Source organism: Streptomyces sp. NPDC059832, assembly GCF_042731715.1.
Taxonomy (GTDB): Bacteria; Actinomycetota; Actinomycetes; order Streptomycetales; family Streptomycetaceae; genus Streptomyces.
Genome location: NZ_JBHWIY010000012.1, coordinates 1 through 18,629 on the forward strand (window position 1 = coordinate 1; position 18,629 = coordinate 18,629).

18 protein-coding genes are annotated in these 18,629 nt (G+C 72.4%); 5 read left to right on the plus strand and 13 right to left on the minus strand.

What is annotated here, in order from left to right:
- Positions 1-388, plus strand: a 388-nt coding sequence (locus ACFV8T_RS21965) for a TSUP family transporter (protein WP_385329891.1), incomplete at its 5' end; no start/stop codon positions are given.
- 34 nt (positions 389-422) lie between these two features.
- Here ACFV8T_RS21965 and ACFV8T_RS21970 read toward each other — a convergent pair.
- Complete coding sequence (locus ACFV8T_RS21970; protein WP_093546175.1) at positions 423-701, minus strand: metal-sensitive transcriptional regulator; 279 nt, start codon at positions 699-701, stop codon at positions 423-425.
- A 100-nt stretch (positions 702-801) separates the two neighbouring features.
- Here ACFV8T_RS21970 and ACFV8T_RS21975 point away from each other — a divergent pair, with 100 nt between their 5' ends.
- On the plus strand, positions 802-1,374 hold the full coding sequence (locus tag ACFV8T_RS21975) for a rhodanese-like domain-containing protein (protein ID WP_385329894.1): 573 nt from the start codon (positions 802-804) through the stop codon (positions 1,372-1,374).
- A 90-nt stretch (positions 1,375-1,464) separates the two neighbouring features.
- On the opposite strand, the gene ACFV8T_RS21980 is transcribed toward ACFV8T_RS21975, so the two are convergent.
- Positions 1,465-2,760, minus strand: coding sequence for an alpha/beta fold hydrolase (locus tag ACFV8T_RS21980; RefSeq protein ID WP_385329897.1), 1,296 nt, complete (start codon positions 2,758-2,760; stop codon positions 1,465-1,467).
- A gap of 104 nt (positions 2,761-2,864) precedes the next feature.
- Here ACFV8T_RS21980 and ACFV8T_RS21985 point away from each other — a divergent pair, with 104 nt between their 5' ends.
- The gene (locus ACFV8T_RS21985) at positions 2,865-4,028 is read left to right on the plus strand and encodes an ABC transporter ATP-binding protein (RefSeq protein ID WP_385329898.1); all 1,164 of its coding nucleotides are present in this window, start codon (positions 2,865-2,867) and stop codon (positions 4,026-4,028) included.
- A 206-nt stretch (positions 4,029-4,234) separates the two neighbouring features.
- On the opposite strand, the gene ACFV8T_RS21990 is transcribed toward ACFV8T_RS21985, so the two are convergent.
- The 5 genes from ACFV8T_RS21990 to ACFV8T_RS22010 form a co-directional block, all read right to left on the minus strand.
- Complete coding sequence (locus ACFV8T_RS21990) at positions 4,235-5,518, minus strand: transporter (RefSeq protein ID WP_385329900.1); 1,284 nt, start codon at positions 5,516-5,518, stop codon at positions 4,235-4,237.
- 4 nt (positions 5,519-5,522) lie between these two features.
- On the minus strand, positions 5,523-6,110 hold the full coding sequence (locus ACFV8T_RS21995) for a hypothetical protein (protein WP_385329903.1): 588 nt from the start codon (positions 6,108-6,110) through the stop codon (positions 5,523-5,525).
- The gene (locus ACFV8T_RS22000; RefSeq protein ID WP_385329905.1) at positions 6,107-8,236 is read right to left on the minus strand and encodes a hydantoinase/oxoprolinase family protein; all 2,130 of its coding nucleotides are present in this window, start codon (positions 8,234-8,236) and stop codon (positions 6,107-6,109) included. The genes ACFV8T_RS21995 and ACFV8T_RS22000 overlap by 4 nt, the downstream gene beginning before the upstream one ends.
- A 100-nt stretch (positions 8,237-8,336) precedes the next feature.
- Complete coding sequence (locus ACFV8T_RS22005; RefSeq protein WP_385329907.1) at positions 8,337-9,947, minus strand: FAD-dependent oxidoreductase; 1,611 nt, start codon at positions 9,945-9,947, stop codon at positions 8,337-8,339.
- Entirely contained in the window at positions 9,944-11,095 is a 1,152-nt protein-coding gene (locus tag ACFV8T_RS22010) for a LacI family DNA-binding transcriptional regulator (protein ID WP_385329910.1), read from the minus strand. The genes ACFV8T_RS22005 and ACFV8T_RS22010 overlap by 4 nt, the downstream gene beginning before the upstream one ends.
- A gap of 155 nt (positions 11,096-11,250) precedes the next feature.
- Between ACFV8T_RS22010 and ACFV8T_RS22015 the strand changes: the two genes are divergently transcribed.
- The gene (locus tag ACFV8T_RS22015; RefSeq protein WP_385329912.1) at positions 11,251-12,225 is read left to right on the plus strand and encodes an acetylxylan esterase; all 975 of its coding nucleotides are present in this window, start codon (positions 11,251-11,253) and stop codon (positions 12,223-12,225) included.
- Between the two features lie 42 nt (positions 12,226-12,267).
- On the opposite strand, the gene ACFV8T_RS22020 is transcribed toward ACFV8T_RS22015, so the two are convergent.
- The 4 genes from ACFV8T_RS22020 to ACFV8T_RS22035 all read right to left on the minus strand — a co-directional run bounded on the left by ACFV8T_RS22020 (position 12,268) and on the right by ACFV8T_RS22035 (position 15,161).
- Positions 12,268-13,218, minus strand: a complete 951-nt coding sequence (locus ACFV8T_RS22020) for an ABC transporter substrate-binding protein (protein WP_385329914.1) — start codon at positions 13,216-13,218, stop codon at positions 12,268-12,270.
- Positions 13,215-13,892 (minus strand): ABC transporter permease, encoded by a 678-nt coding sequence (locus ACFV8T_RS22025; RefSeq protein WP_385329916.1) that lies wholly within the window; start codon positions 13,890-13,892, stop codon positions 13,215-13,217. The genes ACFV8T_RS22020 and ACFV8T_RS22025 overlap by 4 nt, the downstream gene beginning before the upstream one ends.
- Positions 13,889-14,566, minus strand: coding sequence for an ABC transporter permease (locus ACFV8T_RS22030; RefSeq protein ID WP_385329919.1), 678 nt, complete (start codon positions 14,564-14,566; stop codon positions 13,889-13,891). The genes ACFV8T_RS22025 and ACFV8T_RS22030 overlap by 4 nt, the downstream gene beginning before the upstream one ends.
- A 124-nt stretch (positions 14,567-14,690) precedes the next feature.
- Positions 14,691-15,161 (minus strand): winged helix-turn-helix transcriptional regulator, encoded by a 471-nt coding sequence (locus ACFV8T_RS22035; protein WP_385329921.1) that lies wholly within the window; start codon positions 15,159-15,161, stop codon positions 14,691-14,693.
- A 117-nt stretch (positions 15,162-15,278) separates the two neighbouring features.
- On the opposite strand from ACFV8T_RS22035, the gene ACFV8T_RS22040 reads away from it, so the two are divergent.
- Positions 15,279-16,532, plus strand: coding sequence for an MFS transporter (locus ACFV8T_RS22040; RefSeq protein ID WP_385330455.1), 1,254 nt, complete (start codon positions 15,279-15,281; stop codon positions 16,530-16,532).
- On the opposite strand, the gene ACFV8T_RS22045 is transcribed toward ACFV8T_RS22040, so the two are convergent.
- Together ACFV8T_RS22045 and ACFV8T_RS22050 are read right to left on the minus strand one after the other, a co-directional pair.
- Complete coding sequence (locus ACFV8T_RS22045; protein WP_385329923.1) at positions 16,466-16,912, minus strand: nitroreductase family deazaflavin-dependent oxidoreductase; 447 nt, start codon at positions 16,910-16,912, stop codon at positions 16,466-16,468. The genes ACFV8T_RS22040 and ACFV8T_RS22045 overlap by 67 nt on opposite strands.
- Before the next feature lie 101 nt (positions 16,913-17,013).
- Positions 17,014-18,627 (minus strand): PucR family transcriptional regulator, encoded by a 1,614-nt coding sequence (locus ACFV8T_RS22050; protein WP_385329926.1) that lies wholly within the window; start codon positions 18,625-18,627, stop codon positions 17,014-17,016.
- Between the last annotated feature and the right edge of the window lie 2 nt (positions 18,628-18,629).

Below are 18,629 nucleotides of genomic sequence, written 5' to 3' on the forward strand. Positions count from 1 at the left end.
GGCCGGGGACGGTGCGGGCGCCGCGCCCGCCGGACGGGTCGCGCGGACCGGCGCCGGGCTCGGCGCGGTGACCGGGTTCCTCGGCGTGGGCGGCGGGTTCCTCGTGGTACCCGCGCTGGTCACCGTGGTCGCCGTTCCGATGACGGCGGCGGTCGGCACCAGCCTGCTGGTCATCACGGTGAACTCCACGGCCGCGCTGGTCACCCGGCTCGCCACGCCCACCGCGCTGGACTGGGCGACGATCGCCCCGTTCACGGCGACGGCGGTGCTCGGCGCCTGGGACGGGCAGCGGCTCGCCGCGAAGGTGTCCACGGCCGCCCTGCAACGGATCTTCGGCGCGGTGCTGCTGGCCGTGGCCGTGTTCATGCTCGTCGACGCCGTGACATGAACCACGGCGCCCCTCCTCGGCCGGCCCGGCCGGCTCAGGCCAGCGAGAGAAAGAGCTTCTCCAGCCGTGCCCGCATCTGGTCGCGGTCCGCGGGCTCCTGGCCGCCGTCGGCCATGCAGTGCTGCAGACCCGTCGCGATGATCGCGAAACCGGCCCGGTCCAGCGCCCGGGACACGGCCGCCATCTGCGTGATCACGTCCTCGCAGTCCCGGCCCTCCTCGATCATCCTGATGATCCCGGCGAGCTGGCCCTGCGCGCGGCGAAGGCGGTTGAGGACCGATTTCAGTTCGTCGGCCGCCATGTCGAGTTCCACAACATCCTCCTCCTGATACCCCAAGGGGTATTCTAACCCGACCGGGGAAGGGGGGACCGCTTCCCTCCCGAGCCCCGGTGAACGAAAGGAAACACTGCTCGTGACCAGCCCCGTCTCCCTCTCCCCCGCCCAGGCCGCGGCCCGCCTCGCGGAATTCACCGTGATCGATGTGCGGGCTCCCGGCGAGTACGCCTCCGGACACGTTCCCGGTGCGCTGAACATCCCGCTGGACCGCCTTTCCGAGGCCGTGCCCGCGCTGAAGTCCGCCGCGGCCCGCGGCTCGCTGCTGATGGTGTGCGCCTCCGGCGTCCGCTCCACCCGGGCCTGCGACATTCTCGCCGCCGCCGACATCGACGCCGTGACGCTCTCCGGCGGCACCTCCGCCTGGGAGGGCGAGGGCCGCGATCTCGACCACCCGGCCGGAGCCCGCGCGACCTGGCCGATGGAACGTCAGGTCCGGCTCGCCGCCGGTTCGCTCGTGGTGGCCGGCCTGCTCGCCGGGATGCGCTTCCCCGCGGCACGCTGGATCTCCGCCGGGGTCGGCTCCGGTCTCGTGTTCTCCGCCGTGACCAACACCTGCGGCATGGCGGCGGCCCTGTCGAAGCTCCCGTACAACCGGGCCCCGCGCTCGGCCACGAGCCTGGACGCCACGCTGCACGCCCTCCAGAGCTGACGCCCGTGGTTCCGTGAGCGGGAGGAGCCGGTCACGCGCGCTGCGTGGCCGGCTCCTCCCACTCACGGAGACCAGAAGGACGGAGAACGGTCAGACGTCGTCCCGGACCAGGGCGAGCAGCCGGTCCAGTACCCGCGGTCCGCCCGCACGCAGCCCGTCGTGCTCGTACTCATTGGTCACCCAGGTGCGCAGACCCCGGATCGATGACGCCGTGCGCAGCGCGTGTTCCGTGTCGACGTACATGTCGTCGTGGTAGACGGCCGCCGCGACCGGCACCTGATTGGCCGCCAGGCGCTCGGGGTCGTACAGCGGCGGCCAGTCGGTACGGGCGGCCAGCAGTTCGGCGGTCTCGCGCAGCGGGCGCAGCGCCGGGTCCACCTCGAAGTGCCAGGGGTGGATGCTCTCACCGGTGAAGAGCACCGGACCGTCGCCCTCGATCGCCGCGGCGGCGTCGAACTGCGGGAATTCGGCACGGACCCGCTCGGCCGCCCAGCCGGTGGGCTGCTCGCCCTGGCCGTAGATCGCCTCGTGCATCAGCGCGTACAAGGGATGCCCGGCGAACGAGGTGGCGGCCCGCATGGCCTCCTGGAAGGTGTCGGAGAGCTCGGTGCCGAGCGGCGTACGGACGAAGGCGTTCTCCAGCAGATAGTGCAGCTGGTGGCTGCCGTTGCCGCCGCCCAGCATGATGCCGAGGGACTGGAACCCCTCGGGCGTCAGACGGTGTCCGGCGCTTTCCGGGCGGTGCTCCGCCAGGTGGGCGGTGATCTCCCGGGCGCGCTCGGCGTCCTGCGGGTAGCGGGCGTAGTGGGCGGCGACCTTGCGCTCGATCCGGGGGTAGGCGGCCCGGTACACGTCGTCGGCGTGCGCGTCGAGGGAGGGCAGCCCACCGGTGATGAGGACGGCCTTGAGCCCTTCGGGAGCGGCCGACAGGTAGCGGACGGCACAGAAGCCGCCGAAGGACTGGCCGAGGACCGTCCACGGTTCGCCGCCGGTCAGCTGCGGGCGGATCAGCTCGCAGTCACGCACGATGTTGTCCGACCGGAAGTGGGCGAGGTAGTCCGCCTGCTCGCGCGGGCCGCCGCGCAGCGGCAGGGTCTGCCGGTTGGCCGGGGTGGAGAGGCCGGTGCCGCGCTGGTCGAGCAGCAGCACCCGGAATTCCCGCACGGCCCGTCCCAGCCAGGCCTCCGCGCCGACGAAACGCCGGGCGCCGAACCCGGGGCCGCCCTCCAGGTAGACCAGCCACGGCAGCTCCTCGCCGGTCCTGTCGCTCGCCACGGCCTCCCTGCCGAAGACTTCGATCTGCTCGCCACCCGGATCGCCGTGGTCGAGCGGGACCGTGAAATAGCGGTCGGTGAAGACGATGCCGGGGTGCCGGTAGCTGTTCACAAGGTGCTCCTGAATCAGATGTCACGGACAGTTCAGCACATGGCCGTGACACGGACAGTCGCGGCCCGTGTGCGGAACACCCGGGGGCCTCCTACCGTGCAGGCATGATCCGGTTCGAGCAGGTCGGCAAGGTGCATCCGGACGGCACCAGAGCGGTCGACGACCTCTCCTTCGAGGTCGCCGAGGGAGAGCTGGTCACCCTCGTCGGACCGTCCGGCTGCGGCAAGACCACCACGATGATGATGGTGAACCGGCTGATCGAGCCCTCGTCGGGACGGATCCTCGTCGACGGCGAGGACATCGCCGGCGTCGACCCGGTGAAATTGCGCCGCCGGATCGGCTACGTCATCCAGCAGGTCGGTCTCTTCCCGCACCGCACGGTCCTCGACAACACCGCGACCGTCCCCGCGCTGGTCGGCTGGAAACGGGCGAGGGCCCGGGAGCGTGCGGCCGAGCTGCTGGATCTGGTGGGCCTCGACCCGAAGACGTATGGCTCCCGGTACCCCGCGCAGCTCTCCGGCGGACAGCGCCAACGGGTGGGTGTGGCACGGGCGTTGGCGGCGGATCCGCCGGTACTGCTGATGGACGAGCCGTTCGGCGCGGTCGACCCGGTGGTGCGCGAGCGGCTGCAGAACGAATTCCTGAGCCTGCAGGCGACGGTCCGCAAGACGGTCCTGATGGTCACCCATGACATCGAGGAGGCGGTCCGGATGGGCGACCGGATCGCGGTGTACGGGTCGGGGCGCATCGAGCAGTTCGACACCCCGGGCGCCGTGCTCGGGGCTCCCGCGACTCCGTACGTGGCGCAGTTCGTCGGCGCCGACCGGGGCCTGAAGCGGCTCTCGGTCACCACGATCGAGCCGGCGGACCTGGAGGAGCCGCCGGTCGCCCGTCTGGACGAACCGGCCGGCGCGGCGGCGGCGCGGCTGGGCGGCACGGGTGCCCGCTGGGCGGTGGTGCTGAACGGCGACGGCGATCTGCACGGCTGGGTGGCGGCGGACGCGTTGCGGATCGCGGGTGACCACGGCACGGTCGGCGAACTGGCCCGCAGGATGGATGCCTGGGTGCCGGTCGGGGCGCCGCTGAAGCAGGCGTTCAGCGAGATGCTCCAGCACGACGCGGGGTGGGTCGCGGTACTGGACGGGTCCCGGTTCCTCGGCGTGCTGACGCCGGCCAAGCTCCACGAGGCGCTGCGCCGCTCGGTCGACGCGGACGCGCGGGGCGTGGGCCGAAACGAGGTGCGCTTCGACTCGGTCGCGGACGCGTAGGGAGGGACGGGCGCGGACGCCCGTCCCTCCCCCGAGGGCTCTGGGAGTTGTCGTCGCATGTCACGTCCGCATCAGGAGTGAGGCGGGGTGACTGCTGCTTCGTACTCGGTGATCAGGAGGTTGCCGCCGCTCCCCTGACGCAGGCGAGACGGATTCGTCTGCGGCTCGTTCAGGGGTGAGCTCCGTCCCGGGAGTGGGTGAACGTGTCAGAGGCAGGTGGCGGCGGTCACGCAGAAGCCACCGAGGGCGACGGCCCAGACGTACGGCAGGGTGCGGAGCATCACCTGCTGCGGGGTGACACCCGCGTACTGAGCGCTCCACACGGTCTGGGTGCTCGTGGGGTCGGCGACACCGAAAACCTGGTTGTACGAGGTGGCCAGGCCCAGGACCGCGGTGGCGGGGTAGATGCCGGCGGCGATCAGGACACCGGCGATGCCCGCGCCGAGACCGAAGACGTTGAGCGGGCCGCGGTAGAGGCAGAGCGGTACGAGGACGGTGAAGACGAGGACGAACAGCACCGCGTTCTGCGGGCTGACCGCCTTGACGAGAGGTTCGAGCGCCTCGATCGCTCCGGGCAGCTTCACGGCCGCGAGCAGGATGCCGATGGCGATGAACAGGGTGATCGGCGCGGCGGCCACCTCGAAGCCGCCGTACAGGGTGCGCAGCAGCCGCTTGTTCATCTCGCGCGGCCGGGTGGTGGTGACCAGGCAGTACAGAACGCCCGCGAGCAGCGAGGGAATGATGGCCACGTCGAGGCCGAGCGCCAGGACCAGGGGCACGACCGGCGTGAGCAGCGCGTACCAGGGGGCGTCGCCGAGCCGGGCACGCCTGCTGGAACGCGGCTTCGGCGCAGGGGACTTGGCGGACCAGGCGTGCTCGACGCCGCGGCGGCGGGACTCGACGAGGACGAAGAGGACCGCGGCGGCCAGCGCGAACGGGAACAGCTTGACCATGAATCCGCGCACGGTGGGGACGGGTAGTTCGAGCGCGGTGGAGAAGAACTGCCAGACCGGGAGCTCGAACGGCATGCCCGCCGCGATGCCCAGGAGGATCGTGCCGGCCGCGGTCACCTTGGGGATGCCGACGGCGATCATCGCCGGGATGCCGATGATTCCGGCGAGCATCGCGGCGGGCGCGGAGCCCGTCACCGTACCGACGAGCGTGGAGACGGCGAGGACGCCGAGGGCCACCACGACCGGACGGTCGCCGCCGAATTCGACGATCTTGCGGACGAGGGTGCCCGCGATGCCGGTCTCGTCCAGGAGCTTGCCGAGCCAGGAGCCGAGCAGGATGGCGATCATGGTGGCGGCGAGGGCGGGTGCGCCCTCCTGGAGGACCGTGTCCAGGACACTGTTCCTGCCGGTGAGCGGGGCGCCCGCGACGAGGGCGATGACGACGGCCAGGACGACGAGCGCGAAGGCCGTGGGGAGTTTCCGGGTGAGCATCGCGGCGACACCGGCCGCCATGACGAGGAGGATGACGACGCCCATGGCGTTACTTCTCTCTTCCGTGCGGTGCGGCGGAGGGGTGCGCGTCGGCGGTGGCCAGCGCGGCGGTCAGCAGCAGCGGGCTGCGGCCGAGTCCGCAGGCGGTGCGGGCGTAGGCGTGGGCGGCGATCTCCTCGGCCCCGGCGACATGGCCGTACAGGCGTCGGCGTCCGGCGCGCAGCACGACATGGCCGAGGGCGCGTTTCAGTACCGCCTTCGCCGGGCCGTGGTGGAGCAGTTCGTGGACGGCCTCGTGTGCGAGGGCCGCGGCGCGCACCGAGCCCGTCGGGTACCAGTGGCGCCAGCCGCACTCGTCGACCAGGGCCTCCGCGCGGGCGAGGGTGTCGGTGTACAGCTCGACGGTCGCGGGGCGCGAGGTGTAGCGGGCGAGGAGGCCGTGTTCCAGCCCGCCGTCGCGTTCGACGACGCGGGCGCGGGACGGGGCGGGGGTGAGCCGGGCACCGAACTCCGTCGCCACGGTGGCCCAGTGGCGCAGCAGATCGCGGTCGCGTCCTTCGTGCGTGGGGGTGGCCGCCAGGAGCCGTACGCCGAACTCGACGTCGTCCGTGGCGGCGAGGTCGGCGGTCCGGCTCACGTCCGTACCTCCACGACCGCGATCACGGACTCGTCCGCGGCGCGGGTGCCGAGTTCGCTGCGGGCCAGGGCGAGCAGCGGCTGCGGATCCAGGACGCCGGAGAGGTCGGCGATGCGGGAGCCGATGAGCAGCCGCAGGGCGGGGGCCCGGACTCCGCCGTCGCCGTACGAGGTGGCCTCGCCGACGAGCCGGGCGAGCGTCTCGGGGGCGCGGGCGACGGTGGTGGTCTCCACCAGGGCGTCGGGGGCGTGCAGCCGGACGACACCATCGGCGTCGACGACCCGCACCGGGTGCCGGGTGGTGCGGAAGCGGCGCCGGATCTCGGTGCCGTAGACGGTGTGGGCGGCAGTGCCGGCCAGGATGCGCACGTCCGAGGGGTCGGCCTTGAGGCTGGCCGCCGCGGCGCGCAGCCGTTCGTCCCCGTCGGCGCGGTGGGCGCGGTCCTGGGTGCGGAGTTCGGTGGCACCGGTGGCCACCGCCCGCACCGTACTGGTCTGCGGGTCCACGGTCACTTCGACCTCCACGCCGTCGGCGGCGGCGCCCTGGGCCAAGACGGCCGCCTCGGCCTCCGCGCGGACGGCGAGGATCTGTTCCTGGCCGGCGCCCGGGATGATCCGCTCGATCTGTTCACGGACCAGGGCGAGGGCGACTCCGATGGGGCTGATGACCTCGCTGTGCCGGGCGATCCGGCCCTCCTGGCCGGTGACGGACGACAGGTGCGGGGTCACGGACGCGGCGCCTCCGCCGCCCCCGACCAGCACCGCGGTGTCCTTTTCCAGCCGGTAGTCGCGGATCATGGCGTCGGTCACGGCCCTGACCTGTTCGATGCCCGTGTCGAGGAGCCGGGCGGCGGCCGTCGTGACATCGGTGGACAGCGCGGTGGCCAGCGGGGCCAGCGCGGCCTGGGCGACGTCCTGGTCGCAGCGGGCGAAGTCGCCCTCGGGCACCCGGCCCAGCGCGTTGGCCGCGCAGGTCATCGTGAGCGCGTACCGCCCGCCGGCCGCGTCGATCACGGCGTAGTCGTCGGGGTCGCCCTCCATCGGCCGGACGGTGACGACGCGCGCGTCGCGCAGTTCGTCGAGCGTGGCGAAGCAGGCGTACGGCAGTCCGGCGATGTGTGCGCTGCGGGGCCCGACGCCGACGACCCTGCCGCCGCCGATCCGGACCATGGACCCGCCACCGACGCCGACGGTCCGCACATCGAGCGCGGAGAGGTACGACGCCCTGCCGAGGATGGTGGCGTGCCGGACGGCGACCTTGCCGCGGCGCACGACGCTGATGTCGGTGGAGGTGCCCCCGGTCTCCAGGAACAGGCCCTCGCTGATCCGTTCCTGCATCAGCGCGCCCGCCACTCCCGCGGCGGGGCCGGAGAGCACGGTCAGCAGTGGGCGTCGGCGCATCTCGTCGAGCGACATCACACCGCCGTCGCACCGCATCACCATCAGCGGCGCGTTCACCCCGGCCTTGGTGATGGAGGCGTCGACGAGGTCCGCGGTGGCCAGCATCCGGGGCAGGATCGCGGCGTTGACCACGGCGGTGCGGGTCCGCTTGGCGAGTCCGTACAGGGAGGTGATCTCGTGCGCGGCCGTCATCGGCAGTCCGCGCGGGCGGGCCGCTTCGAGGACCGCGCGCTCGCCCTCCGGCCGGTCGACGCCGAACGGCTCACTGGCGACGAGCACTTGGGCGCCGTCCCGGGTGACCGCGTCGACGGCGCCGCGCACCTCGTCGGCGTTCTCGGGGTCGGCCACATGGGCGTAGGAGAGCGGCAGCCGCTTGCCCGGGGCGAGTTCGAGCCTGCCGAGCGAGGCGAGCCGGCGGGTGAGCGCGGCGCCGGGTCCCGTTCCGATGCCGATCAGCCCGACGGTGGCGACATCGCCCTCCAGCAGGGCGTTGGTAGCCTGTGTCGTGCCGTGGGCCAGGAACGCCACGTCCTCGGCGGCGCGGCCGGTCCGTTCCAGCAGCCGGTCGAGTGCCTCGACGATGCCGTGGGCGACCCCGTCCTCGTGGTGGTGGCTGGTGGGAACCTTTACCTGCCCCAGCAGTTCGAGGGTCGTGGCATCGACGGCCACGGCGTCGGTGAAGGTTCCGCCCACGTCGATACCGACGCGGATGCGGTGGGTGGTCATGGCTGGGCACCTCCTTGTGCGGGTGGGTTGATGCGCGGGCGGGCCGGGTGGGACAGGTGGAGCTGTCCCACCCGGCGTTTCACGGATTCCGGACGGGCCGTCAGTAGCCGCGTACGTCGGGCCAGTGGCGCTGGACCCCGTCGCGGTCGAGCAGCCGGGCGAACGCCTCGTACCGCTTGTCCTCGGACTGGACCTGCTGCGGTTCGACGCCCTCGGTGAGGCAGTGGGCGGCCAGGGCACCGGCGACCTCGCCGATGTTCCACTCCACCGGGTGGAGCCGGTAGCAGCCGTTGGTGATGTGGGTGGTGCCGATGTTCTTGCCCGCCGGCAGCAGGTTGCGGACGCGGCGTGGCACGAGGGCGCCGAGCGGGATCTCGAACGGGACCGAGCCGATGTCGATGTAGTTGTCTCCTCCGGTGGAGGGGTGCAGATCGATGCGGTAGCTGCCGACGCCGACCGCGTCCCGGTGGCGTGTTCCGCCGTGCGGGCCGACGAGGTCGATCGCCACGTCCTGCTCGGTGACGGTGGTGACGGCCTTGATCCGGCGGGACTCGCGTACGTACGGGGCCTTGGCGAGGCCGTCGTCGGTGCCGGTGATGTCGGGGCGGATCCGCAGCCCGGGGAAGCCGGTGCCACCGTCCTGGCGTGGGGCCTCGGTCTGCAGCCAGTACAGCACCGACAGCGACAACTGCCGTGCCTCGGTGACCGCTTGTGCGGAGACCTCGTCCCCGGCACCGATCAGCGGCTTGAGCCAGTAGTCGTTGAGCGGCCAGTTGACGAGCGTGATGTCGGAGTCGAAGGCACCGGGGCGGTGCATTCCCCGGGCGAGGATGCGGCGGAAGCCCCACAGCTCCTTGTCGCCCGCGTCCGCGCTCTGGTCGGCGCTGACGGCGAGCGGGTCGACGTCCGGGTTGGGGACGAAGGCGCGCGGTACGGATTCCAGGGAGCGCGGGTCGGGTGCCTGGAATCCGAGGAGCGGGCCGGGCCAGAAGCCGGGGCGGTAGGAGCGCCAGAAGTCGTAGTCGGCGGGGCGGTCGACGGTGTGGTTCTCGCCCTCGTGGTGGGAGAGCGCGAAGCACACGGTGATGCCCTGCTGGTTGAGCGGCTGGGCCTGTTCGGGGGCGTGCGGTTCGTCGAACTCGCTCCGCGCCTCGGCGCCGATGGCGTGCTCGACACCGCCGAGTTCGAGGAGTTCACCGGTCTCGGTGGCGTCGACGACGTAGCGGGCGGTGACGGTGGTGCGGTCGCCGGTCCGGAGGTCCTCCAGCGTGACGGCCCGGATGACATCGTTGTCCGCTTCGGCGGCCACGGCCCGGTGCTCGGTGAGCAGGGTGAGGCGGCCGGCCGCCCGGTGCGGTGCGAGCATCGCCTCCAGCACGGTGAGCGCGACGCGTGGCTCGTGGCAGAGCTTGCTGACGCGTCCGGCGCCCGGGTTGAGGTCGGTGAGGGCGAGGGCCTCGGAACGCATCGGGTACCACTGGCGGTAGTACGCCCGGATGCCTTCGCGCAGTCGGCGGTACGAGGCGGTGGTGCCGAACTGCTCCACCCACGGGTGCTCGTCCGGGGGGACGGCCTGGGAGGTGAGCTGGCCGCCGATCCAGTCGGTCTCCTCGGTGAGGACGACGGTGCGTCCGGCGCGGCAGGCGGCGAGCGCGGCGGCGACGCCGCCGAGTCCGGCGCCCACGACGAGGATGTCCGGTTCGGGTATCACTGGTCTCCTTGAGCTGTACGTACGGGTGGTGCGGTCGGTCGGTGGTCCTCGGTGGCGGGCGGCGGGCCCGAGGTGACGCCGGGCCGGAAGGTGCAGGCGACCAGGGGTTCGGTGGCCTCCTCCCCCGCGACCAGCGCGGCGAGCATGCGTACGGCGGCCGCGCCGAGCCGGGTACGGGGGATGTCGAAACCGGTGGGTTCGGGCCCGTCCGCGAGATCGGCGGGCGGGCTGCCGAGCAGCGCCAGGGAGGCGTCGCGCGGGCAGTCGATCCCGGCTTCGGCGACGGCGCGGCGCAGGGCGCGCCAGGCGGCCCCGGTGTCGGTCTCCTCGGCGACGAACGCGGTGACGCCGTCGGCGAGCCAGCTCCGCAGCCGCTCGGGGGTGAGGTCTCGTTCCGGGTCCGCGGAGCGGAAGACGGCCCCGGGGCCGTCGGCCGGACCGGCCGCCTCCAGCCCTTCGAGGAAGCCCTGCTCGCGGTCGGTGGAGGCGGGCGCCTCGTCGTCCTCGCGGATCAGGACCATCCTCCGGTGCCCGAGCGCGGCGAGGTGGTCGACGACCTCCCGGGCGGCGCTCACGTAGTCGGCGCCGACCCAGTGCAGGCCCTCCGGCTCGTCCCGGCGGCCGAGGTGGACCACCGGGAAGCCGTCGGCGACCAGCCGGCCCAGCTCCCGGGCCGGCGCGTGGCGGCCGAGGAACAGGCAGCCGTCGGCGAGACGGACCCGGTTCAGCGCGTCGGGTCCGGCGGCCCCCGCGCCGCCGGTGCTCGACCCCGTGAACAGCACCAGGTCGTAGCCGCGCTCCGCGGCCTCGTGCTCCACGCCCACCAGGAACGGGTAGTACGAGTGCTGCACATCGGTCGGGAACGTCGCGGTGAAGCTGAACACGCCCAGCAGGTTGTTGCGCGCCGCCGCGAGCCTGCGGGCCGCCGGGTCGGGGACGTAACCGAGACTGCGGGCCGCCTCCAGGACCTTCTGCCGGGTCTCCTCCGAGATCGCGGGGCCCTGTCTCTTGTCCGCGAGCACCAGCGAGACCGTGGCCTGCGAGACCCCGGCGAGCCGTGCGACCTCCGCCTGGCGCGGGCGGGCCGTGCGGCCTGCCGGTGCGGGTGCGCGGCCGGGCCTGGCCCGCTTCCTGGGTTCCTCCACCATGGCTCCTCACATCGATTAATGCGTATTAGTAATGCGCATTAACGAGTACTGTGAGGGTCGGCCGGGCGCCGGTCAAGGGGCCGGGCACCACTTCTTCACCGCACGCCCTCCCCGTACGGTGTGATCAACCATCCCCGCGAAGAAGGCGGTCCCACATGTCCCTGTTCGATCTGCCGCTCGACCGGCTGCGCGACTACCGCAGCGGGTCGGTGGAGCCGGAGGACTTCGACGCGTTCTGGTCGAAGACGCTCGACGAGGCCCGGTCCCACGACCTCGACGCCCGTTTCGAACTGCGCACCGGCACGGGGCTGAGCACCGTCGACGTGTACGACGTGACCTTCGCGGGCTTCGGCGGCCACCCGGTCAAGGGCTGGTTCCTCGTCCCGGCGGGCACCACCCAGCCGCTGCCGGTGGTGGTCGAGTTCATCGGTTACGGCGGTGGGCGGGGCCTGGCGCACACCCATCTGCTCTGGGCCTCGGCCGGTTTCGCCCACTTCGTGATGGACACCCGCGGCCAGGGCAGCGGCTGGCTCGTCGGCGACACCCCGGACCCGGTGGGCAGCGCCCCCGCGTACCCCGGCTTCATGACCCGGGGCATCGAGGACCCGGAGTCGTACTACTACCGGCGGGTGTTCACCGACGCGGTGCGTGCGGTGGAGGCGGCGCGCTCGCACCCGCTGACCGACGCGGCGCGCACCGCGGCCATCGGCGAGAGCCAGGGCGGCGGCATCACGCTCGCCGTGGGCGGGCTGATACCCGACCTCGTGGCCATCGCGCCGGACGTCCCGTTCCTGTGCGACTTCCCCCGCGCCCTCACGGTCACCGACCGGACCCCGTACCGCGAGGTGGGCAACTACCTCAAGACGCACCGCGGCCGGGCCGAGCGGGCGCGGGCCACGCTGTCCTACTTCGACGGGGTGCACTTCGCCGCACGCGGGCGCGCGCCGGCGCTGTTCTCGACGGCCCTGGAGGACATGACCTGCCCGCCCTCGACCGTCTTCGCCGCCTTCAACGCCTATGCCCACCAGGACAAGACCATCGAGGTGTACGACTTCAACGATCACGAGGGCGGCGGGCCGTTCCAGGAGGCCGTGCAGCTGGGCTGGCTCCCCGGAAGGCTGACGGCCTGACCTCGCGAGGCGGCGGTGGTCCGCGGCGGTGTGCGGGGGCGGTCATCCGCGCGGGACGAGGTTCTTGGACTCCAGGTAGGCGCGTGCCACGTCCTCGGGCAGCCGCCGCCAGCTGTCGACCTGCTCGTTGAGCCGGGCCAGGTCGGCGGTGGTCAGCACGGTGTTGAGCCTGCCCAGCGCCGTGCGTACGCCTGCGCTGCCCGCCCGGGACCGGTTGACGACGGGGACGAGGTAGTCGGCGTTCTGGAGATGCTTGTCGTCGGCGAGCAGGACGAGGCCGAAGCTGTCGAGCGTGGCGTCGGTCGTGGTGGTCAGCACCATCTGGTCCTGACCGTTCTGGACGGCCTGTTTGGCCTGGGTGGTGCCGACGCCCTTGGGGTCCACCGCGGTGATGCGGATGCCGTACGTCTTCTTCAGCCCGGGTGCGCAGTAGGGGCGCTGCACGCATTCGTCACCGGCGGCCAGACGCACGGGCAGCCGGGACCTGCCCAGGTCGCCGAGGGTCCTGAGGCGGTGTGCGGACGCGTACCGGGCGGCAACCGCGAACGCGTTCTGGTCGACGGCGCGCCCGGGGTCGAGGACGATGAGACCACGGGGCGCGGCCAGCGCGCGCAGGGCCTTCATGGTGGCGGCGAGGTCGGGCGAACCGACCGGGGTGGCGTCGGCGCCGTTCTTCTTTGCGTTCAGCCAGTCCGCGAAGGTGGCGGCGTACTCCGGCACGACGTCGATCTGACCGCTCTCCAGCGCCGGTTCGTAGATCTCCCGGTTGGTGACAGAGATGATCTTCGTGGAGTAGCCGGCCCGGTCCAGCAGCAGCGCGTACATCTGGGCGAGCAGATCGCTCTCGGTGAAGCCCGCGGAGCCGATGGTGAGGTGCTTGCTGTCCCCTGGCGGTGCGGTGACCTCGCCCCGGTCCTCCAGGGAGGGGCCGGTGCCGCACCCGGCCGCCGGGAGCAGTACCAGCAGCACGGCGACGGCGGTTCGTGGCCTCATCCGGATCCCCCGCCGCGGAACCGGCCGGGAACGAGCAGCCGGCCCGCCTCGAAGAGCCCTTCGACGATCAGCGCGAAGACCGCGACGAGCACCGCCCCGGCGACCACCTGGGCGGTGGAGGCGAGATTGAAGCCCGCCGTGATGATGCGGCCGAGTCCCCCGCCGCCCGCCAGCGCCGCGAGGGTGGCGGTCGCGACGAGCTGGACGGCGGCGATCCGTACGCCGGTGAGAATCAGTGGGAGGGCGAGCGGCACCTCGACGCCCAGTATCAGTTGTCCGCCCGTCATGCCCATTCCCCTGGCCGCCCGCACGACGTCGCGGTCGACCTCCCGCATGCCGACATAGGCGTTGGTGAGCAGCGGAGGTACGGCGAAGAGCACGAGAGCGATGACGGTCGGCCACTCGCCGTGCCCGCCGATCGGGGTGAGGAGCAGCAGCACCAGCACGGCGAAGGTCGGCACGGCCCGGCCGATGTTGGAGATGTTGACGGCGAGTGCCCCGCCCTTGCCGAGATGGCCGAGGACCACGGCGACCGGCAGCGCGATCAGGCAGCTGATCAGCAGGCAGACGACGGTGAGGAACAGATGCTGGCCCAGCCGGTTCCGGATGCCGCCGTCACCGGACCAGTTGGCGGAGGTGGTGAGCCAGGACCAGGCGTCGGCGAGGGTGTTCACGACTGCCTCCGGGTCCACGGGGTCAGCAGTCGCTGCGCGAGCAGGAGCAGCAGGTCGGCGGCGACGGCGATGACGACGCAGAGGACGGAGGCGGTGAGCACCTGGGCCTTGAAGTAGGTGTTCATCCCGGAGTAGATGAGGTTTCCGAGTCCGCCGTAGCCGACGATCGCGCCGACCGTGACCAGGGAGACCGCGGAGACGGTCGCGATCCGCAGTCCGGCCATGGCCGCGGGCAGCGCGAGGGGCAGCTCCACGGCGAGCAGCAGCCGCAGGGGGCCGTACCCCATGCCGCGCGCGGCCTGCCGGGTCTCCTCGGGCACCGCGCGCAGTCCGGCGAGGATGTTCCGTACGAGGAGGGTGAGCGAGTACAGCACGAGCCCGGCGACCACGAGGGAGGCGGAGAGTCCGTACACCGGCAGCAGCAGCGAGAACATGGCGAGCGACGGCACGGTGTAGAGAATCGTCGTCACGCCGAGCACGGGTCCCGCCGCCCAGCGCCGGTGCCGTGCCGCGAGGGCGAGCGGGACGGCGAGGACCAGTCCGATGAGCACGGCGGCCACGGTGAGCTGAAGGTGCTGCACGACGGCGTCCCAGAGAATCTCGCGACGGCTGGAGAGGTAGGCCCCGCAGAGCCACTCATTGCGCGCTAGGCAGTCGTCCGGGGGCGCTGTCACCCGTCCATTGGAGCGTGCGGGGCCGCGCGGGCGCGCGTCCTGATCGACCGTCCGGGGTGGTGCGGGTGCGTATGCACCTCACGTGACGGGGACGCGACCGGGAAGGCGGGGGTGGCGGGCCGCGCTATGCGGGCGCCGACGTTCCCAGACGCTCGACCTTTCGCACCGTGATGTCGTCCGGTCCGAGCAGGCGCCCGTCGGCCGCGCGGACCTCCAGTGCCCGGGGCGTTCGGCCGTGGCGCAGGTCGACCATCTCCGAATGCGGTTCGCCGGGGTCGAAGAAGTGGCCCTCGCCCCACTGCCTCAGCGCCACGATGACCGGGAAGAGGTCCCTGCCCTTGGCCGTCAGCACGTATTCGTGGCGGGCCCCGCCGTCGGCCGCCGGAACCATGTCGAGAATCCCGCCCCCGACCAGCTCGCGCAACCGCGCCGCCAGGATGTTCTTCGCGACCCCCAGACTGCGCTGGAACTCCCCGAAGCGGCGGCTGCCGTCGAACGCGTCACGGACGATCAGGAGCGACCACCAGTCGCCGATCGCGTCGACCGAGCGGGCCACCGGGCAGTCGCTGTCGTCGAGGCGCGTCCGCTTGACCATTCCGTTCCCCTTCACATCATCGGTTGCAACATGCTACCAGCTGACGCTAACGTCCACCCGGTAGCAACTTGCAACCGAACTGATCGAGGGGCACCCGTGACCGACAGCGAGAGAACGATCAGGACCGCGGACACCAGCGGGGGGACACCGGCACCCGCTCTGTCCGGACGCACCACGCTGCTCTTCGCGGTCGCCTCCGGAGTGGCGGTGGCCAATGTCTACTTCGCGCAACCCCTGCTGGTCACCCTGAGTCAGGACTTCCGGATCAGTGCGGCGACCATCGGCGTCGTCGTGACACTCACCCAGATCGGCTACGGCCTCGGGCTGTTCCTGCTGGTGCCCCTGGGCGATCTGGTCGACCGGCGAACCCTCGTCGTGACCCAGCTGGCGCTGCTCGCGGCAGCGCTCGTCGCCACCGGCACGGCGGCCACCGCGCCGGTCCTGCTGACCGCCCTGGCCGCTGTGGGCTTTCTCGCCGTGGTGACCCAGACGCTCGTGGCCTTCGCGGCGTCGCTGTCCGCCCCGGACCGACGTGGCCGCGCGGTCGGCCTGGTCACCAGCGGAATCGTCATCGGGATCCTGCTCGCCCGCACGGTCTCCGGCGCGCTGGCCGACCTCGCGGGCTGGCGCTCGGTCTATCTCGCCTCGGCCGCACTGACCCTCGTGCTCACCCTGGCCCTGTACCGCGTGCTGCCCCGCCGGTCGGCACCACCGGCCTCCATGCGGTACCTACGACTGCTGCGTTCGACGTTCACGCTGTTCGCCGAGGAACGCGTACTGCGGGTCCGCGCGCTGCTCGCCCTGCTCGTCTTCGCCGCGTTCAGCACCCTGTGGAGCTGCGTCGCGCTCCCGCTGAGCGCACCCCCGCTGTCGCTGTCGCACACCGCGATAGGGGCGTTCGGGCTCGCGGGAGCCGCGGGCGCGCTCGCGGCCGCGCCGGCCGGACGCCTGCACGACCGGGGTCTCGCCGGGTGGACGACCGGCACCGCACTGGTCCTGCTCACCGTGTCGTGGCTCCCGCTCGCCCTCACCCGGCAGTCGCTGTGGGCGCTGGCGATCGGCGCGGTCGTCCTCGACCTGGCCGTGCAGGCCGTCCATGTCACCAACCAGAGCCTGATCTACGCGGTCCGTCCCGACGCCGGAAGCCGTCTGATCGGCGGCTACATGGTCTTCTACTCGGTCGGCAGCGCCACGGGCGCCCTCGCCTCGACGGCCGTCCACGCGATGGCCGGGTGGGGCGCGGTGTGCCTCCTCGGCGCCGCGTTCAGCGCGCTCGCGCTCCTGGTGTGGGTGGTGGACAGCCGTCAGTGTGCCTCGGCCGCCGGTTCGAGGACGAAGACCGGAATCTTCCGGTCGGTCTTGCGCTGGTAGTCGGCGTAGTCGGGAAACGCCTCGACCGCCCGCTGCCACCACAGGCCCTTCTCGTCGCCCGTGGCCTCACGGGCGTTCATGTCCTGTCGGACCGGGCCGTCCTGGAGTTCCACCCGGGGGTCGGCCACGATGTTGTGGTACCAGACGGGGTGCTTGGGGGCGCCGCCCTGCGAGGCGACGACGGCATAGGCGCCGTCGTGCTCGACCCGCATCAGCGGGGTCTTGCGGATCTTTCCGCTCTTGGCCCCGCGGGTGGTGAGGATGATGACGGGCAGGCCGCGCATCGTGGTTCCCTCGGTGCCGCCGGAGCTCTCGAACAGCTCGACCTGATCGCGGACCCACTGCGCGGGGCTCGGCTCGTACTCTCCCTGGAGAGGCATGACATCTGTCCCATCGTCGATGTTCGGACGCGCGCGTGAACCTGCGGACATCGGTGTGTCCCGTCCGTTGCGAAAACTCTTGCACCATTCCGTCCGGACGGCTACGGGTGTCCCGCCTCAGGAGTGCGGCGCCGCAGCCGCAGTTGCAGCATCGCCTCGAATCGTGCCTCCGGGTCGTTGAGATCGATGCCCGCGACCACGGCCAGCCGCTTGAGCCGGTAGCGGAAGGTGTTGGGGTGGATGTGTACGGCGGCAGCGGCGGCGGGCACATCGCCGAAGGTGCTCAGCCAGGCGTCCAGGGTCTCCGTGAGGGCCGTGTTGTGCCGGGCGTCGTAGACGAGCAGCCGTATGACGGGGCCGTCCGGCAGATCGTCCTCGGCGGCCATCCGGTCCGTCAGCTCCTCCAGCAGCGAGGCGGCGTAGACGTCCGACAGCCGTGCCGCCCTGCGCTGCGTACGACCGGAGCCGAGGACCCGCAGCGCACGGTCCGCGTCGGCGCGCGAGCGGCGCAGCTCCACCGGGCGGGAGGCGAGCCGGCCGATTCCGATGACGGCGGGCACCCGGTCCCCTATCCGGCCGAGGAACGCCTCGGCCACCCGCAGCCCCTGCTCGTCCGAACTCGCGGGCAGGACCGCGTAGGTGACTCCGCCGAGTGTGGCGGCGGCGGTACGGGGGTGGATCGCGGCCAGGTGCAGGGTGAGTGCCTCCGCCACCCGATGGCCCGCGGCCACCCGGTCGGGCGCGAACTGCTCGCCGGTCACCGCGAGTGCCAGTACGCAGGCGGGCTGCGCGGACAGGCCGAGCCGCACGGCGGCCTGCGGTGCGTGCGTACCGCCCTCCAGGACGGTGGCGAGCAGATCCGCACGCAGCCGTCGTTCGGCGTCCTCACCCGTGCGGCGGCGCAGCAGATGCAGGGCGGCCACCTTCGCCGCCTCCTGCAGCGCCTGTGCGCGGTCCGCGCTCAGCGGTCCGTCGACCACGACCCAGATCGATCCCAGGATCTCGCCGCCCGCGCGGACGGCGATGGCCATCCGGGGCTTGTCCGAGACGCCGGCCACATAGACGGGTTCCTCCTTCCGGTAGAGGGCCTGGAAGGCGCCGCGTTCCTCCAGGGCGCGCAGTTTCTCGGCGGGCACCTGACGGTCGAGGATGGTCGCGATCCTGGCGTCGTCGCCCTCGTCCTGCCGGCTGGAGAAGGCCAGCACCCGTCCGCCACGGTCCTCCACGGTGACCGGGCCGTCCAGCAGCCCGGCCGTCGCGTTGGCCAGGGCGAACAGGTCACCGGCGAGCGGCTCGGTGCCGTCCGCCTCGTCGGGGCCGCCCACCGTGCCGAGTTCGTCGACCGCGAGCAGCGACCGCAGCAGCGCGGCCACCTGGGCCCAGGAGGCGCCGGGCGTCAGGCCGAGTACGGTCAGGCCGGTGCGGGCGGCCGCATCGGACACGGGTCCGTCCACCGGGACCGGCGAGCGGACCACCACGGCCGCCGCGCCGAGCCCGGCGGCCGTGTCGACCAGGGCGGCGACCGGCCCGGCGCCGTACACACCGACGCCGAGCACCACCGCCCCGGGCAGCCTCGCCGGTTCGTCCAGGGGGTCCTGGATCAGCACTCCGCTGACGGTGCGGGCCGGGTCGGCCTCCCCGGCCACCACTTCGATCAACGTCGACCCGAGATCGTTGAGGATCCGGCCGAGCACGGCCCGTGGCTGCTCCGTCATCC

Bases quoted from the DNA above. Each gene is read 5' to 3' on its own strand.
- ACFV8T_RS22035 (WP_385329921.1), bottom strand. From the start codon at position 15,161: ATGGTCAAGCGGACGCGCCTCGACGACAGCGACTGCCCGGTGGCCCGC.
- ACFV8T_RS21990 (WP_385329900.1), bottom strand. From the start codon at position 5,518: ATGGGCGTCGTCATCCTCCTCGTCATGGCGGCCGGTGTCGCCGCGATG.
- ACFV8T_RS22020 (WP_385329914.1), bottom strand. From the start codon at position 13,218: ATGAGGCCACGAACCGCCGTCGCCGTGCTGCTGGTACTGCTCCCGGCG.
- ACFV8T_RS22045 (WP_385329923.1), bottom strand. From the start codon at position 16,912: ATGCCTCTCCAGGGAGAGTACGAGCCGAGCCCCGCGCAGTGGGTCCGC.
- ACFV8T_RS22000 (WP_385329905.1), bottom strand. From the start codon at position 8,236: ATGACCACCCACCGCATCCGCGTCGGTATCGACGTGGGCGGAACCTTC.
- ACFV8T_RS21985 (WP_385329898.1), top strand. From the start codon at position 2,865: ATGATCCGGTTCGAGCAGGTCGGCAAGGTGCATCCGGACGGCACCAGA.
- ACFV8T_RS22015 (WP_385329912.1), top strand. From the start codon at position 11,251: ATGTCCCTGTTCGATCTGCCGCTCGACCGGCTGCGCGACTACCGCAGC.
- ACFV8T_RS22010 (WP_385329910.1), bottom strand. From the start codon at position 11,095: ATGGTGGAGGAACCCAGGAAGCGGGCCAGGCCCGGCCGCGCACCCGCA.
- ACFV8T_RS22050 (WP_385329926.1), bottom strand. From the start codon at position 18,627: ATGACGGAGCAGCCACGGGCCGTGCTCGGCCGGATCCTCAACGATCTC.